The sequence below is a fragment of the Micromonospora sp. NPDC049275 genome, from assembly GCF_043197115.1.
Taxonomy (GTDB): Bacteria; Actinomycetota; Actinomycetes; order Mycobacteriales; family Micromonosporaceae; genus Micromonospora.
Window position 1 is genome coordinate 23,614 of the sequence record NZ_JBICSN010000010.1, and the last position, 14,332, is coordinate 37,945.

The 14,332-nt window shown below is 68.0% G+C and carries 15 protein-coding genes; 6 read left to right on the forward strand and 9 right to left on the reverse strand.

Annotation, left to right across the window (positions count from 1 at the left end; translation table 11 throughout):
• Positions 1-713: 713 nt before the first annotated feature.
• The gene (locus tag ACGFIE_RS25170; protein WP_393298971.1) at positions 714-1,757 is read right to left on the reverse strand and encodes an NAD(P)-dependent alcohol dehydrogenase; all 1,044 of its coding nucleotides are present in this window, start codon (positions 1,755-1,757) and stop codon (positions 714-716) included.
• A gap of 227 nt (positions 1,758-1,984) precedes the next feature.
• Positions 1,985-3,250: a multidrug effflux MFS transporter gene (locus ACGFIE_RS25175; RefSeq protein WP_393298747.1), complete on the reverse strand. Its 1,266-nt coding sequence runs from the start codon at positions 3,248-3,250 to the stop codon at positions 1,985-1,987.
• A gap of 101 nt (positions 3,251-3,351) precedes the next feature.
• Between ACGFIE_RS25175 and ACGFIE_RS25180 the strand changes: the two genes are divergently transcribed.
• Both ACGFIE_RS25180 and ACGFIE_RS25185 read left to right on the forward strand, forming a co-directional pair.
• Entirely contained in the window at positions 3,352-4,230 is an 879-nt protein-coding gene (locus tag ACGFIE_RS25180; RefSeq protein WP_393298750.1) for a helix-turn-helix transcriptional regulator, read from the forward strand.
• A 735-nt stretch (positions 4,231-4,965) separates the two neighbouring features.
• The gene (locus ACGFIE_RS25185; protein ID WP_393298753.1) at positions 4,966-6,123 is read left to right on the forward strand and encodes a cellulose binding domain-containing protein; all 1,158 of its coding nucleotides are present in this window, start codon (positions 4,966-4,968) and stop codon (positions 6,121-6,123) included.
• Between the two features lie 401 nt (positions 6,124-6,524).
• On the opposite strand, the gene ACGFIE_RS25190 is transcribed toward ACGFIE_RS25185, so the two are convergent.
• On the reverse strand, positions 6,525-6,935 hold the full coding sequence (locus ACGFIE_RS25190; protein ID WP_393298755.1) for a hypothetical protein: 411 nt from the start codon (positions 6,933-6,935) through the stop codon (positions 6,525-6,527).
• 212 nt (positions 6,936-7,147) lie between these two features.
• A complete protein-coding gene (locus tag ACGFIE_RS25195) occupies positions 7,148-7,642 on the reverse strand; it encodes an SMI1/KNR4 family protein (RefSeq protein WP_393298758.1) in 495 nt (164 codons plus the stop codon).
• Between the two features lie 281 nt (positions 7,643-7,923).
• Here ACGFIE_RS25195 and ACGFIE_RS25200 point away from each other — a divergent pair, with 281 nt between their 5' ends.
• Together ACGFIE_RS25200 and ACGFIE_RS25205 are read left to right on the forward strand one after the other, a co-directional pair.
• Positions 7,924-8,619: a hypothetical protein gene (locus tag ACGFIE_RS25200; RefSeq protein WP_393298761.1), complete on the forward strand. Its 696-nt coding sequence runs from the start codon at positions 7,924-7,926 to the stop codon at positions 8,617-8,619.
• Between the two features lie 206 nt (positions 8,620-8,825).
• Positions 8,826-9,626 carry a leucine-rich repeat domain-containing protein gene (locus tag ACGFIE_RS25205; protein WP_393298765.1) on the forward strand — a complete coding sequence of 267 codons (801 nt, stop codon included), beginning with the start codon at positions 8,826-8,828 and terminating at the stop codon, positions 9,624-9,626.
• Positions 9,627-9,674: 48 nt separating this feature from the next.
• Here ACGFIE_RS25205 and ACGFIE_RS25210 read toward each other — a convergent pair whose 3' ends face one another.
• From ACGFIE_RS25210 to ACGFIE_RS25225, 4 genes are all read right to left on the reverse strand, one after another.
• Positions 9,675-9,890, reverse strand: coding sequence for a hypothetical protein (locus ACGFIE_RS25210; RefSeq protein ID WP_393298768.1), 216 nt, complete (start codon positions 9,888-9,890; stop codon positions 9,675-9,677).
• Between the two features lie 305 nt (positions 9,891-10,195).
• Entirely contained in the window at positions 10,196-10,456 is a 261-nt protein-coding gene (locus ACGFIE_RS25215) for a hypothetical protein (RefSeq protein WP_393298771.1), read from the reverse strand.
• Entirely contained in the window at positions 10,447-10,992 is a 546-nt protein-coding gene (locus tag ACGFIE_RS25220; RefSeq protein ID WP_393298774.1) for a hypothetical protein, read from the reverse strand. Before ACGFIE_RS25220 ends, ACGFIE_RS25215 begins: the two co-directional genes overlap by 10 nt.
• Before the next feature lie 139 nt (positions 10,993-11,131).
• Positions 11,132-12,088 carry a hypothetical protein gene (locus ACGFIE_RS25225; protein WP_393298777.1) on the reverse strand — a complete coding sequence of 319 codons (957 nt, stop codon included), beginning with the start codon at positions 12,086-12,088 and terminating at the stop codon, positions 11,132-11,134.
• Positions 12,089-12,112: 24 nt separating this feature from the next.
• Between ACGFIE_RS25225 and ACGFIE_RS25230 the strand changes: the two genes are divergently transcribed.
• Positions 12,113-12,370, forward strand: coding sequence for a hypothetical protein (locus tag ACGFIE_RS25230; protein ID WP_393298780.1), 258 nt, complete (start codon positions 12,113-12,115; stop codon positions 12,368-12,370).
• Between the two features lie 477 nt (positions 12,371-12,847).
• On the opposite strand, the gene ACGFIE_RS25235 is transcribed toward ACGFIE_RS25230, so the two are convergent.
• Entirely contained in the window at positions 12,848-13,648 is an 801-nt protein-coding gene (locus ACGFIE_RS25235) for a helix-turn-helix transcriptional regulator (RefSeq protein WP_393298783.1), read from the reverse strand.
• Between the two features lie 124 nt (positions 13,649-13,772).
• On the opposite strand from ACGFIE_RS25235, the gene ACGFIE_RS25240 reads away from it, so the two are divergent.
• A complete protein-coding gene (locus tag ACGFIE_RS25240) occupies positions 13,773-14,222 on the forward strand; it encodes a VOC family protein (RefSeq protein ID WP_393298786.1) in 450 nt (149 codons plus the stop codon).
• Positions 14,223-14,332: the final 110 nt, after the last annotated feature.

Below are 14,332 nucleotides of genomic sequence, written 5' to 3' on the forward strand. Positions count from 1 at the left end.
AGGCTGGGCACTCACCTGGTAGCGGCCGCACGTTCATCTCGGATATTCGATAACGGAGCGAGCGGGGCTGACGAGCTTCAACCCCTGCGTCAAACCGCTATTCATAGTCACGCACGGTTATGAGGATGCGGGCTTGAGCCAACCCCGGCCGTGCCGTAACCTATGAGCATGTGCACCCGTAATGGAGCACAGGTGATACGTACAAGAGTTCGAATCCCCCCTCGGACACCAGAGTTTGTGGATATCCACGCGAGATCAAATTCCTCTCGCGTGGGGACGCGAACCGCGCCGACTCATATGTGTGCACCGACCCCAGGGAGCCGGCGCCACCTGCGCTGACACCCTCGCCCTCGTGCTGGCGGGGGCCTAGGTGAACCGTGGTCGGCCGCGCCCTCGCCGGCCCGACGAGCAGCTCGTCGAGGCGCTCATACCCACCCCACTGACGGTCGTATCGCCGGAGCCGGCACCGCTGCCGATATTGCCCGCGCCCGCCGCCCGGGATGGTGCCGGTGGCGCGCGGACTCGGATCGGTGGATCTCACGGCAGGGTTTCCCGAGCGACTCCGACCACAACCTCGAAGGTCATGGCCGGAGACCCTGACCCTCACTGCCAATTCAAGAAGGTCATATTTACGCGATCGATGCTGTTTACCGGTCGCCCCGGCCTGGCTGCGCCAGGGCCCGCCGTTTCGGCGGACCCTGGCGCACGACAGATCAGCGCAGGGTGTCGATGTCGATGACGAACCGGTAGCGCACGTCCGAGGCGAGGACCCGCTCGTACGCGTCGTTGACGGCCTCGGCGCCGATGACTTCGACCTCGGGAGCGATGCCGCGCTCGGCGCAGAAGTCCAGCATCTCCTGCGTCTCGGCGATGCTGCCGATGCTGGAGCCGGCGAACGAGCGTCGATTTCCGAACAACGCGAACACCGGCACCGGCAGCGGCTCCGGCGGGGCGCCCACGCTGACAAGCGTGCCGTCCAGACGCAGCAGACCGAGGTAGTTGGCCATGTCGATGGGTGCGCTGACCGTGTTGATGATCAGGTCGAAGCTGTTCTTGAGCGCCTCGAAGGTCGCCGGGTCCTTGGTGGCGTAGTAGTGCTCGGCGCCGAAGCGCAGGCCGTCGTCCTTCTTGCCTAGCGTCTGCGACAGCACGGTCACCTCAGCGCCCATCGCCGCGGCGATCTTGACAGCCATGTGGCCCAGACCACCGAGGCCCACCACGGCTACCTTCTTGCCAGGGCCAGCGTTCCAGTGCGCCAACGGAGAATAGGTGGTGATGCCCGCGCACAGCATCGGCGCGGCCGCCTCGTACGGGATGCTTTCCGGCACCCGCAGCACGAAGTCCTCGTCCACGACGACGTGGGTCGAGTACCCGCCCTGGGTCACGGTGCCGTCCCGGTCGACGCCGGCGTACGTCTGGGTGTTGCCCTTGAGGCAGTACTGCTCGTTTCCGGTGCGGCAGTTCTCGCACTCGCGACACGAGTTGACCATGCAGCCCACACCAGCGCGGTCGCCGACGGCGTGGCGGGTGACGTCGGCGCCGACCTCGGTGATTCGGCCGACGATTTCGTGGCCGACGGTGAGCGGGTAGGAAACGCTGCCCCAGTCGCCGCGCACGGTGTGGATGTCGGAGTGGCAGATGCCGGCGTAGCGGATTTCGATGAGAACATCGCGCGGGCCCAGGTCCCGCCGCTCGATAGTGGTACGCACGAGCGGTTCGGTGGCAGAAGGCGCGGCGATGGCGTTGACGGTGAAGATGATGTCCTCCGGTGACGTGATGCTGACCTACCTGCACCTCACCACAGGTGCGGCGGCGCTGCGAGTCTCTGCCAATGGGTGTACTGCCAGTACCCCTTACACAAGCGGGGGCGCTGCTCCAGCCGATCAGGCCGGCAAGGAAGAGTCCGGTACGGCCCTGGAGCTCAGGGCGCGCTGTGGTGCAGGACACCGTTACCTGTTGTTGCGGCGCCCGCCGCCGCCGTCTTTTACGGGCGGGCCAGCACGAGCAGGCCGATCATCGAGAGCGCCGCGCCGGCGACCATGAGCAGTGCCATCGGTACAGCGGTGTGCTCGCCGCCGAGCCCGGCGATCGGGGCGATGATCCCGGCAGCGACCCATTGGACGAACCCGAGAATCGCCGAACCGGTCCCGGGATGCTCGGGCACCTCCGCGGAGGCGAGCGCGCCGCCGTTGGGGCCGATGAGGCCTTGGGCGCTCATCAGCACGAAGAAGCAGACCACCGCGAGCAGCATCGGTGTGCCGAGCCACAGTGCGCCCGCTAGCATCGCCACACCCGCGGCGAGGGCCGCGACCTGCCCGACGAGAATGACCTTGCGGGTGGCGACCCGCCTGGCCAGCCGTGCGGCGATCAGCGCCGCCACCGTCATGCCGCCGGCATTGACGGCGAAGTCGACCGAGTACGCGATGGGCGACATTCCATTCATCGACTGCAACACGAACGCGGAGGTGGCGACATACGCAAACAGCGCACCCATCGCTGAACCGCTGACCAGCAGGTACCCGACGTAACGGCGCTGAGCGAGGACCCGCCGCCCGGCAACGGCGAACGCCCGCAGGCCACCGCCGTGGCGGCGTTCGAACGGCAGCGACTCCGGCACGGCGAGCAGCACCGCCAGCGTCATCACCACACCCAGGGCCGCGACGACCCAGAACGACACCCGCCAGTGCGACATCTGCAGGATGACCGCGCCCAGCAGCGGACCGGCGATCGGGGCGACGCCGCCGACACCGGCGATCACGTTCAGCAGGCGAACCAGCCGCGCGCCGGCCGCCAGGTCGACGATCACCGCCCGGCCGATCACCATCGCCCAGCCGCCACTGAAGCCCTGCACCAGCCGGGCGACCATCATCACGCCGATGGACGGGGCGAGAGCACAGACGACCGAGGCAACGCTCATCAGCACGATCGCGGCGATCAACGGCCGGCGCCGGCCCAGATGGTCGGAGACCGGCCCGCCGATCAACTGGCCCAACGCCATCCCGACGAAGAATGTGGTCAGGGTGAGCTGCACCTGCGTCGCGGACGCCGACAGGTCCCCAGCGACGCGGGGGAACGCTGGCACGTACATGTCGGTCGCCAGCGGGGCGATCGCGGTCAGGAGGATCACGGTCGCGACCAGGGCGGAGGTGATCCGAGCCTGGCGGCGTACCGGGTCGGGAACGACGCTGGCTTCGGTGGCGGACGTGAGCGGGGACATCTCGTCCATCCGGGTGGTTGATACCGCGGTCATGCATCAAGCAGATCTCGCAGGCTGCGCCCGAAAAAGGCCCTGACAATGGGTGTACCAGCAGTACATCGCACCTCCCCGCCGCGGGTCGTATCGTCGAAGGCGTGGACAACCGAGTCGAAGTACGCGAGTTCCTCACCACCCGCCGCGCCAAGATCACCCCGGAGCAGGCCGGGATCCCGACCTCCGGGCAGCGACGGGTACCAGGGCTACGGCGCAGTGAGGTTGCCGCGCTGGCCGGGATGAGCGTCGAGTACTACGCCAAACTCGAACGCGGTCAGCTGGCCGGTGTCTCCGCCAGCGTGCTGGACGCGATCGCCCGTGCGTTGCGACTCGACGACGCCGAACGGACCCACCTGCTCCGCCTCGCACAGGAGGCGAACGGCAGCAACGCGCTGCTGCGGCCGAGCCGCCGACCGAAGCAGTGGACCGCCCGGCCCAGCCTGCAATGGTCGCTCGACGCCATCACCACCCCGGCGATTCTGGTCAACAACCGGCAGGATCTGCTCGCCGCCAACCACCTCGGCCGAGCCATGTACAGCGGCCTCTACATCGACCCGGCGAACGTGCCCAACTTCGGCCGGTTCACCTTCCTCGACAGCGCCGCCCGCCGCTTCTACCCCGACTGGAACCTTGCCGCCGACATGACCGTCGCGAACCTGCGCACCGCAGCCGGCAAGGACCCACACGACAAGGGCCTACACGACCTGGTCGGCGAGTTGTCCACCCGCAGCGACGACTTCCGCCGCCGCTGGGGCGCCCACAACGTGCGCACCCACGGCACCGGCACCAAGAAGTTCCACCACCACGTCGTCGGCGAGCTCACCCTGGCGTACGAGAGCATGGACCTGCGCGCCGAGCCGGACCTCACCCTGACCATCTACGCCGCCGAGCCGGCCTCACCGACCGCCCAGGCTCTGGCTCTTCTCGCCTCCTGGGCCGCCACCGCCGTCGACAGCGACGAGTCGGTGCATCCCCTGTAACGGCCATCACATCGCGGGTGACCTTCTGCGGGGCATGTAGGCCTCGAGGTCGACATCGTCTTCGGCTGTCGCGGTGACCCTTTAGCTGACGGGTTACCAGGCGCGGAGCGGCCATTGCTGGACGCGCTTGTGGTCACTTGCGGTGGTGCCGTGGTCCGGCATCGAAGCTGTCGTGCTGTGGACGCAACATGCCGGCCGACCACAGTCCCGAACGTCGGCCTGCAGCGGCGGCCGGGTCCGCCGCCGCTGCCAGGCGCAAGGGCGCATGCTGCCCTCAGGCCGCGCCGCGAAGAAGCCGCGGAGACGGACGGGCGATCAGTTCCAGGGGTCGGCGTTCGGATTCTCGCCGAGCAGCCGCGCACTCTCCAGGCACAGGTCTTCGCCGAACAGTTGGTCCGCGCCGAGTCGGAGGGCGTGCGGCGCGAGCGAGCGCATGACCACGTTGCCCAGTCCGCGGCTCCGGTGTGCAGGTGCGGTTTCGACTGGCCGTCGGTCTGGTGATCTGCCTACTCGCCGGTCCACATTGCGAGGCCGCGTACCCGGCGCTCGGTTTTCTGCCGGGACTTGGCCGCCCACTTCGTTGCGTTCTTTGACGCGAAGTCGTCCAGGACCTGGCGGTCAGTCGCGGTCCAGGCGGGAAGCTGCGCTATCCACTTTTCTGCCTGCTCGGCGCTGTGGCCGCTGCCGATCAGCCATGGGCGGGCTGTCCGTTGTCCTGCCGGCGGCAGGACTGCCGTGCGTGCCTTGACAGGAAGGCGGAGCAGCAGGACAGTCGACATTCTCATAGACGTCCAACTATCTACGGCGAGGTGTGCCATGCGGAAGTCGCTGACTGCTGTGGCCGCCATCGCTGTTGCCATGGTCGCGATGATGGCCGCGATCTCACAGGCGAGTGCGGCGAACGCGGCGGCCGGGTGTCGGGTGAACTACGTCGTCACCAGCCAGTGGACCGGTGGCTTCCACGCCGACATCACGGTCACCAACTTGGGTGAGCCAGTCGACGGCTGGACGCTGCGGTTCGCGTTCCCTGCAGTCGACCAGCGGCTCACGCAAACCTGGAGCGCCACCTGGGCCCAGGCGGGCCAGCAGGTCAGCGCGACCAATCTGGGCTGGAACGCGACCCTGGGCACCAATGGCTCCGCGAACATCGGTTTCGTTGGCGCCTGGTCGGGCAGCAACCCCATACCGGCGTCGTTCACGCTCAACGGCGTCACGTGCACCGGCGGCGTCCTGCCCAGCGTGACGCCGACCCGGACGACCACCCCGCCGGTCGCTGACTACCCGGCGATCGTCACCTGGCTCAGCCCGACCGCCGGCGCGGTGTACACCACGCCGGGAACCGTCCCGCTGGCGGCGACCGCGACCGTGGGAGGCGGACACAGCATCACCTCGGTGTCGTTCTGGGTGGACGGCGTCACGGTTGCCCGGGGGGTGAGGACGACCGGTGACCGGTACGAGGCGCTGTGGACACCACCGATCGGGGAGCCCGGCACCAGCACCACCTTCGTGCTGTACGTCTCGGCCGGTACCGACCAGTCGCTGCCTGGCGCTGCGCCGCCGTTGCTGGTCACGGTGGTGACGCCGGCGTCCACCGGCACCAACCACCCGCCGGCGGTGGCGTTGAGCACCCCCGGCGGGCAGACCTACTTCCTCGAGCCGACGACCGTCACGCTGGTCGCCGACGTCGCCGACACCGATCCCGGGGACCTCGTCAGCCGGGTGGAGTTGTACCTCGGCGCAACCCGGCTGGCCGTGACGCCGACCAACAGCGGACAGCGCTACCAGTTCCAGACGGCCCTGTCGGCCGGCACGTCGTCCACCTTCACCGTGCGGGTCCACGATTCCCACGGCGGCCTCGGCATCTCGAACCCGCTGACCTTCACCATCCGTTAGCGCCTCGGCCCTCCGTTAAGGGCTGACCAAGGTCCTTCCACTGGCCGTCGATACGTTTGCGAGTCGGCACGGTGCTCTGGGTCAATTCGACCAGGCCATCGGGGTTGGCGGTGACCGTCGTGGTGGGTGAACCTGCGGCGGTCGCCTCAAACAGCTTGCTGGAGTCCGCCGTAGTTCCGTCATTCGAGACGCCGATCCCACAGGCAGTGCCCTGACCAGGCCCTTCAGTCTGGTGACCTCTTCGGCGGCACCGAAGGCGTCAGCATTGGCCTTCCCGCGCGGAGTGCTCGCCGTCGCTGTTGCCTCCGTGGCTGCCGGCTCCACCGTGAGTACCCGGCGTGCGGTGCGGTGTGGGTCCGGCGTTGGTCGAGGCGGCTCCGGGCTTCGGGCTTGTCAGGCCGTCAGGCATGTGCCGTGGCGTGCCAGAGGCGAAGTGCTCGGTAGCGAAGCGGCTGGGAGAGTTCGCGCGAGTCCTTCATGTCGGCCAGGACGTCGCACAGATCCCGGGTAGGCCAGCCGGCGTCCAACCAATCGAGTGCCAGTGTCGGCCAGTAGCTTCCCCATGCGGTGAGCGCGAACCGCACGAGGTCGGGAAGCGGTGTGTCGGCGACAGGCACGTCAGACAGTGCCGCACTGACGTCGCTTGGGGTGCGCTCCAGCAGTGGCAACAGCCACACGAGCCGGTCGGCTGCCGGGTAGACCAACCCGTCGGCGGCGCCATGGACTAGCCAAGTGCCGACACCATCTCGCACGAGGAGCAGGCCGTTGTTGATCCTTAGTCTCAGATGCAGGCGGTCGTCGGCAGGGCCCATGCCGAATAGCCTGTCATGCCTTGATAAGGCGGGGCATCCGAAAAGACGGTCGTGATGGCCGGGCCGTGGGATCAGGTTGGAAGGGCTCCGATCCCACTCGCAACGCGGTGACCGGCGGGTCCTCTGTGTTGGCGCCTCCGGCGGACCCGAGGGCGACGGTGACGGGCTCAGACTCCGCACTGAAAATCGCTGGGTAGATGCCGAGCGGGTGATCAATCGTCCCCATCAAAGTCGGTTTCGTCGACGAGACCGCCCAGGAACGTCTCGAAGTCGGGGGCGAGGACAGTGATCTGGTAGTTCCATTCCTGGTCAACGTGCACGACTGTGGGTGCGCCTGGGGATCGGTAGTCGAGGGCGATCATGTCGTGGCCCGCCGAGGGGCAGTCGGCGATGTAGATGCCAATGTCGGGGTAGCCCCACTCCGCTATCCAGAACGCGTTCCCGAGCCCGCCGCACAGGCTGAGGGGAGCAGTCCGGCCGATCGCAGCCAGGGTGTACACCGCCACATGGTCCGAGGACCAGGAGGTTCGGCTGGGCGAGGGGTGGGCGTCGCGGGCCAACAGTCCGCCGTTGTGTCGCCGGGCTAGGTCGACGTACGCGGCGGGTAGTTTGCGCCCGAGTTGCGCTTCCACCTCCCGTAGAACCTCGTCGGTGAGCGGGCTTTCCAGAGGACCCGAGGTGTCGAAGATGATCGTGGGATCGAGCACTCGCCGACGGTAGTCGCTTGATGTGAGTTGCAGGAACAACCTCGGCTCCGCTGTCTGAACGATGTGCTTCGAGGCGCGCCTGACTGTCTGCCTCGGGTTGGCTGGTGTCCACCGATCGCCAGCCCAGTCGGTGTGCTCGGCCCCCGACCTGCCGAGGCCGGAACCTACCTGGAACCATCAGAGCCGTGACGACCTTCCGCCTGCTGCGGCAGACGAATCGCTCGTCGCGGTTCGCCCAGGTCAGCGTCGAGGTTACGGCGTCGAGCCGGTCCGAGGTGGAGGTGAGCGCCGTCGCGGTCGACGAGCACCGGCGGGAAGCTGAGCTGGGCGCTCGGTGGGCGCTGCGTGGACTCGCCGCGGCGGCGAGGGTGACCGTCACCAATCTTGTCGTCACCGAGGTCGACACCAATGTGGGCGACGTCTACGAGGCCACTGCCCGAGCCGTATGGCAGGCCTTGCGCGTCGAAGACCCGGTGCCGTACGTGGGCTTCAGCGATCCCGCGATGGTCGCGACGTGGCTTGAAAGCATGGTGGGTCGACGGCTCGATGCCGTGATGGAGGCCCGGTACTGGTGTGAGGGACGGCGTGAACCGGACGCCGAGAGTCTGCTGCACGCGTGGCTACTCTTCCGAAACGCGATACCGGTCGGTCTGCACGGCCGCGGCGACCAACTCCTGCTCGCGAAGGAGAGTCCCTACCGTTCCTACGCGATGGACGAGTGCGGAGAGACCAGGGTCGGCCCGGCGCGGCGTCCGGATGTGCTGTCCGGGTTCATTGGCGCCCGGCTCACGGACGGCGCCGTGATCGCCGGCCAGGACGTTGACGAGGTCTCTGCTGGTCTCGTGCTGCGATTCGAGAGCGGCGACCTCGTCATCGGCACGCTCGGCGACGAGTGGGTTCTCGCCGTCGACTCGGTGCCGGCGGCCACGGCTCACTACTGGACCTTGCAGCCTTTCGTGCATGGTGGCTGCCGGTAGCGGCTACTTCTTCACCTCACAGCGGATCAGGCTGCGCAGATCACGACCGTGCCGCCGGGGCGCGCGGGCTCGGTACTTGCCGGGGGCCGTCGGCCTGGTGGTTCGCACCCGACAGCCTGAGCTTTCCAGCCACGAGCACGTCGCGCCTTCTGGACTAACCGATGACAGCGTGCAAGCGGCCGATGGGCGCCGATAGGGTCCTCGGCATGGACGCGAACGAGATCACGCCGCATCTGGTTCCCAATCGCTTTGCGGATGCGGTCGGACCCAATGCAGGCGGTCCGGCCCGCGACCACTGCCGCTGCGTCGGCCACTCGGTCGCGACCCGGCCGAACAGCGTCGTCTTCCATGCGGACCGTCAGGACACCGAGGCGGCGGGTTGGCGGCATCTGCTGGCGCTGATCGACGAGGCCGCAGCGGATGGGCGGACGGTGTTCACGCCGTTCGTGGAGCTGACTGCGCCTGAGCGGCGGCAGATCGTCACGCTGCCGGCGACGATCGCGAAGTTGACGGCCGTCAAACGTCTGGTGCTCTATGGCACGAATCTGGTTCGCATCCCGCCTGAGATTGGGTCAATGACCAGCCTTGAGGTCTTCGAGCCGTACACATCCCACCGGCTGCATTGGTATCCGTATGAGCTGACCAGATGCACGAAATTAGCCGACAGCACGGTGAGCACGCGCGTCCTCTATGGCAACTTCAAGTTCCGTCCACCTTTTCCGCGGCTGCGGGCAGCGACCCTTGCGGTAGAGGCGGACTTCGCCGCGCTCGACCCGGGCGTGTGGGGCTGCGATGTGGTGCGAACGTGCAGCGTTTGCGATGGGCCGGTTGACGGTGAGCTTCGCCAAGTCTGGATCTCCGGCCTGGTCGCCACCGACGTGTTGCCGTTGTTGGTAAACGCATGCTCCGCGGCCTGCGTGGCGGCACTGCCGCAGCCCTACCCTGGCTACCTCCCGTCGCCGCACACCGGCGGCCCGGACATTGCTCAGCCGGCCGCCAGACGATGAGCAAAGCGCGGGCCACTGGAGCCGGGTCCGGCTGGGGCGTTCGGGTGATCAGTCAACGCGGTCCAGCGCGACGGCACTGTGCACAGGGGTGCTCACCCACAGTGCTTGCAAGGTCCGGTGGTGCTGCACCTGCGACTCCGCTTCGCCAGTCGCATGGTTCCGCTCCGGACCGGGTGGACTGAATTCGAGCCCGGTGTCCTGGACGTTGAGCCGGTCTAGGTCGGCCAGCGCGGGTGCGTCTGGGAAGACCAAGTCCAGGCTCACCTGCCAGATCCCTGGTTGGTACCAGTCGGTCTCGGTCCAAGTTCCCCACACGTCAAGGGCGAACTGTCGGGTGAAGCTCGGGCTGGGAAGCCGGTCGTGCCATGGTGGCCCGGCGCGACCGAACGGGCACGGCCCTCGGCCTCGAGCTTCCCACCGAGGCCGAAGCGCTCATGACCCTGCACAGGGTCGCCACCGAGGCCGGGAGGGACTTCGTCCTCGTCTTCACCCCGGAAGGCACGCCGTACGAGAGGCTCATCAGCGATTGACCGCCGTGCTCACCGCGCCGACGGGCTGGGCGGGAGACGTCAGCGCGTCGTCGCGGGCACCGGCAGGTCGGGTAGCGGCGGGGCGTCAGCGAACTCGTCAGTCAGGCTGATCTGCCACCCTACGAGCGCCGGCGCCGCCAGCCGGCTGACGTTCCAGGCGGCGATGCCGACGGCGATGACGAGCGACACCGCCGCGGCGGCCAGCAGCCACTGCCGCGGTGACAACCGGTGGCCCGAGCGCTCAGGGCGGCGCAGGTCGTCCGGACGCAACGCCCGTAACGGGGGCCCGTTCAAAGCCACGACAGCACCTCCTGTGCAACGGCTGCGGCTGACTCGACCGCTGCGGCGTCGGCGGTGTCGTACGCCCCGTAGGCGACGACCACCCCGTAGGTGCCGAGACATGTCGAGAAGTTGATGCGCCGCCCCGTCGGGGGATCACCAGCCAAGAAGTAGACGGCGCTGTCTCCGAGCGCCAGAGGATGATTCCGTCCGTTGACGACCGTCTGCAATCCGTCCCGGTCCACGCAACGAGGGCCGCGGCCCTCGTGCCGCCCGAAACGCCCGAGTGACACCCACAGGTAGGTGGCTCTGATGTGCGTGCTCTTGACCAGACAGTAGTTCGAGCGCATGCCGGGGGCGTTCTGCTCTCCGACCTGTGGGGGACCGTGCGCGGGCACGAGGCGGTCGAACACCTCCGTCCGGACGAGCGGGCAGACCGCCGGAGGCGCAGGCGGGTCCACCGTCACGTTCCGCCAGCCCTGCCACGCGCCGACGGCCGCCGCGAACAGGACGCAGACGGCCAGAGCCACGACGCGTACCCACCGTCGCGACCGCATATCCGCAGTGTGACTGTGCCTGGCAAGCCTTGCAGGAGCATGACGACGCGGGGCGGCGTCATGTTGAAGTGACTAACCGGTTCGACACTTGTCCCGGCGTTGACCAGCAATCCGGCGATTTCCATCCGGCCGCTGCGGTTCATCGCTCGCCACTTTCAGCCACGTCGGAAAACGCGCTGAGACGAAGCCGCGCTGCTACGTGGTCGACGAACCAGGCGAAGAAGTTGCTGGTCGGGCCGGGGCGTGCGCGGACCGCGTTGCGCCAATCCGGCTGGTCGAGTACTGCGAGGTAATGCTGCACGATGCGGTCCCGCTGCTCGGCAGTGCAGCCGCACCGCTTCGGAGGCTTGGCCGTCAGATAGTTGGCGATGATCGCGGCGTCGATGTATCGGTTCGCTGTCGGCGGCTGCTGGGCGAGGTGAGCAGCATGCGCGGCCAGCACGGCGGGTGCCGGCGGGTAGTGCTCGAGAGTCATGCCCATGCCATCGCAGTCGGCCATGATCCTCAGGAGCCGGCCGGCGTGATCGATCAGCTCGTCGTCGGCATCGGTGCTGGTGATCGCTTCGTGCAGGTGCGCTGTGGTGGCAACCTTGCCGGCGAAGTAGCCGTTGAGGTAGTCGCCGTCGCAGGCGTGGCGCAGTAACCATGCCCGGGAGTTGGGGGCGGCTTGTCGGCATAGCGCCTCGACGACGTAGACCCGGCCCCAGCCCGCGACGCGCTCGGCGAGCCACTGCAGCGCTTCGGCACCTCCATGGCGGCGCTGCAACGCCTCGGCGGCCAACGGCCCGAAATGGTCGGACAGCAGACCGATGGTTTGGATAAGCGGGATGTCGTCCTCGGCCGAATCGGCGGCCAGCAGCGCGAGCCCGACCGTGGCGGCATTGCGATCGTTGCTGTGCCGCACCAACCACCGGCCGGTCTGCCGCATGCGCTGCCGATCCGCGCGCAGCGCCGCGGCAACGATGTGGTCGTTGCGATGGATCGGGACGTAGACATCGCGGAAGGCGTCGACGAGTTCACTCGCCTGCGCGTCAGGCTCGTTGAAGTGCCTGTCGAGGATGACAGCGACATCGGCCCCGTAGAGTCGTCGATCCATCGCACGCTGGTATGACGGCCGCGAGTGGTGACGGTCATGGTCCGGATACGGTTCACCGTCGCGAGGCAGAGCACCGTCGGGATGTTGCTGATGGAGACGCAGAGCGTGCTCGAACAGGGCGATCTGGGGTCCGAGCAGTCCAGGCTCGGTCATCACGCTCACCGGCGGACGGACGACTCGATTCTCGCGATCATGGCCGCGATGATCCCACCTTCGCACACCCTCAGCAAGCGGCGGCGGGGATTTTTGCTGTGCGGGTCAGGACGCTCGTCGGGGCGGTGAGCCGGCATCGGTAGCCGGCACGGGACCCAGTGGGAGTCCATGATTCGGCCGCACACGCCGCCGGTGTAACGGGGGTTGGCCAGGATCGCCGCGACAGTGATGAGCACCCATTGGCGGCCGCCGCGGTGGGGTACGCGCTGGATCGCCGCCGGACGGCACGGGCCGCCGGTGTCGTTGAGGGCGCTGGCGACGCCGACGCCGTCTTCGAGGGGCTCGAGTACCCGCTGGGCCCCTGCGCACCACGCCCACGTGAAATCCTCAGGACCGACCTCGTCGCCCGCCACCGAGACCACGGCGACGATGCGGCAGCGGAGCTCCGCACCGCATCGGTAGAAATTGCCTGTTCGGGTGGGGTGGGCTGGCGGGCGTACGATCCGCTGTTACCTCTCGGGATTCACCTGCGGTGACGGGCGAGTTCGGACGCCGTCTTTTGCCTGAGTGGCCACGACTTCCCTAGTCCGATCGGATCGGGTGTCGTCAACCCAGTCGATCCAGCTTCTCGCGAGCGGCGGTGTCGGGCCGAGGTGTGAGGACCACAAGGCGTAGGTCGGTGTTCTGGGTGGTCAGGACGTTGGCGTCCAGCGGGATGGCCCCCACGTCCGGGTGTACGGCGGTCTTGTGCGCGCTCTCGTGAGGGGCCACCGCGCCGAGGGCCCAGAGGCGGCAGAACCTGTCGTTCCCGGCCATCCGCGAGATCAGTGCCGCCACGTCGGGATCGTTCGGATAGCGGGCGCTTGTCGCGCGCAGGTCGGCCACCAACGACTGCTCGAAGTAGGCGCGCTCGGTGTCGGTCTGGCGGACTCGGGGGTTTCGGGACTCGAACTGGACGATCAAGGCGTTGCGATCGTCGGCGATGGTGCCCGTGGGGTCGCCGAAGACGGCCGCGAACAGCCGGTTCCAGTGCAGCAGCCGCCAGGCGGCGTCGTAGATGGCCACCGGGGTGTCGTCGAGGTGGTCGATGACGCGGTGCAGGCTGCCGGGGATCAGGTGGGGTATGCGGTCCGGGGCCGCGGCGAAGCCGGCAAGGCGCATCAGGTGCGCCTCCTCGTCGTCGGAGAGTCGTAGCGCGCGGGCCAGGGAGGTGCACACCTGCGCCGATGGTGTGGCGGCCCGGCCCTGTTCGAGGCGTGCCACGTATTCGGGGGAGATGCCGGCCAGTGCCGCCAGCTCGCCGCGTCGTAGCCCGACGACGCGGCGAGGTGATGCGTTCCGGAGACCGACCGCGGCCGGGTCCGTGCGATCCCGCCAGGCCCGCAGCGCGGCTCCGAGGTCATTCATGAACCCATGATCCGCCATCGGTCCTCCGGGGAGCTGGGTGGTACCAGCGGTACGCGGAAGACCTGTGCCTTCCACAGTGCTGGCTCGGCCCTTCAGGATGGGGATCATGAGCAGAGTGACCAGAATGCATCACATCGGAGTGCCAGTCAGCGATTTGGCGCGGTCGGTGAGCTGGTACGAGGACGTCCTCGGCATCGCGCCCAACGGCGTGACGATCGCGGCGACGAACCCGGCGATCGGTGCGGTTGTCGAGGTCGAGAAGGCGTCGATGCGGGCATCGTTCGCGCTGGCCGGTGACAACGTCCTGCTGGAACTCATCCAGTACGACAGCCCGCAGCCGAAGCCCTTCACCGGGCGCAACTGTGATGTTGGGGTGATGCACCTCTGTTTTGAGGTCGACGACCTCGACGTGGCGCACCGCGACCTGGTGCAGCGGGGCGTGCACGTCAACGCCGATCCGGTCGTGCTCCAGGACGGCGATGGCGTCGAAGCGGGGGCGCTGGCCGGGACGAAGATTCTCTATCTCCGTGACCCCGACGGCATCCAGCTGGAACTGTTCGAGTTGCCCTCTTAGGAACGCCGACTCCGGACCCGGCGGCCGTCCGGGCCGGTGCGCTGCTCTGGATACCATGGTGGGGGCCGAACATCCGGAGGGCACCATTCGTCCGGCGACACGCAGAAGCT

What these genes read in the sequence shown, in the direction of transcription:
- ACGFIE_RS25175 (WP_393298747.1), bottom strand. Translation starts at nt 3,250, where the DNA reads ATGACCGCGGTATCAACCACCCGGATGGACGAGATGTCCCCGCTCACG.
- ACGFIE_RS25190 (WP_393298755.1), bottom strand. Translation starts at nt 6,935, where the DNA reads ATGGGCCCTGCCGACGACCGCCTGCATCTGAGACTAAGGATCAACAAC.
- ACGFIE_RS25205 (WP_393298765.1), top strand. Translation starts at nt 8,826, where the DNA reads ATGGACGCGAACGAGATCACGCCGCATCTGGTTCCCAATCGCTTTGCG.
- ACGFIE_RS25220 (WP_393298774.1), bottom strand. Translation starts at nt 10,992, where the DNA reads ATGCGGTCGCGACGGTGGGTACGCGTCGTGGCTCTGGCCGTCTGCGTC.
- ACGFIE_RS25225 (WP_393298777.1), bottom strand. Translation starts at nt 12,088, where the DNA reads ATGGATCGACGACTCTACGGGGCCGATGTCGCTGTCATCCTCGACAGG.
- ACGFIE_RS25235 (WP_393298783.1), bottom strand. Translation starts at nt 13,648, where the DNA reads ATGAATGACCTCGGAGCCGCGCTGCGGGCCTGGCGGGATCGCACGGAC.
- ACGFIE_RS25240 (WP_393298786.1), top strand. Translation starts at nt 13,773, where the DNA reads ATGCATCACATCGGAGTGCCAGTCAGCGATTTGGCGCGGTCGGTGAGC.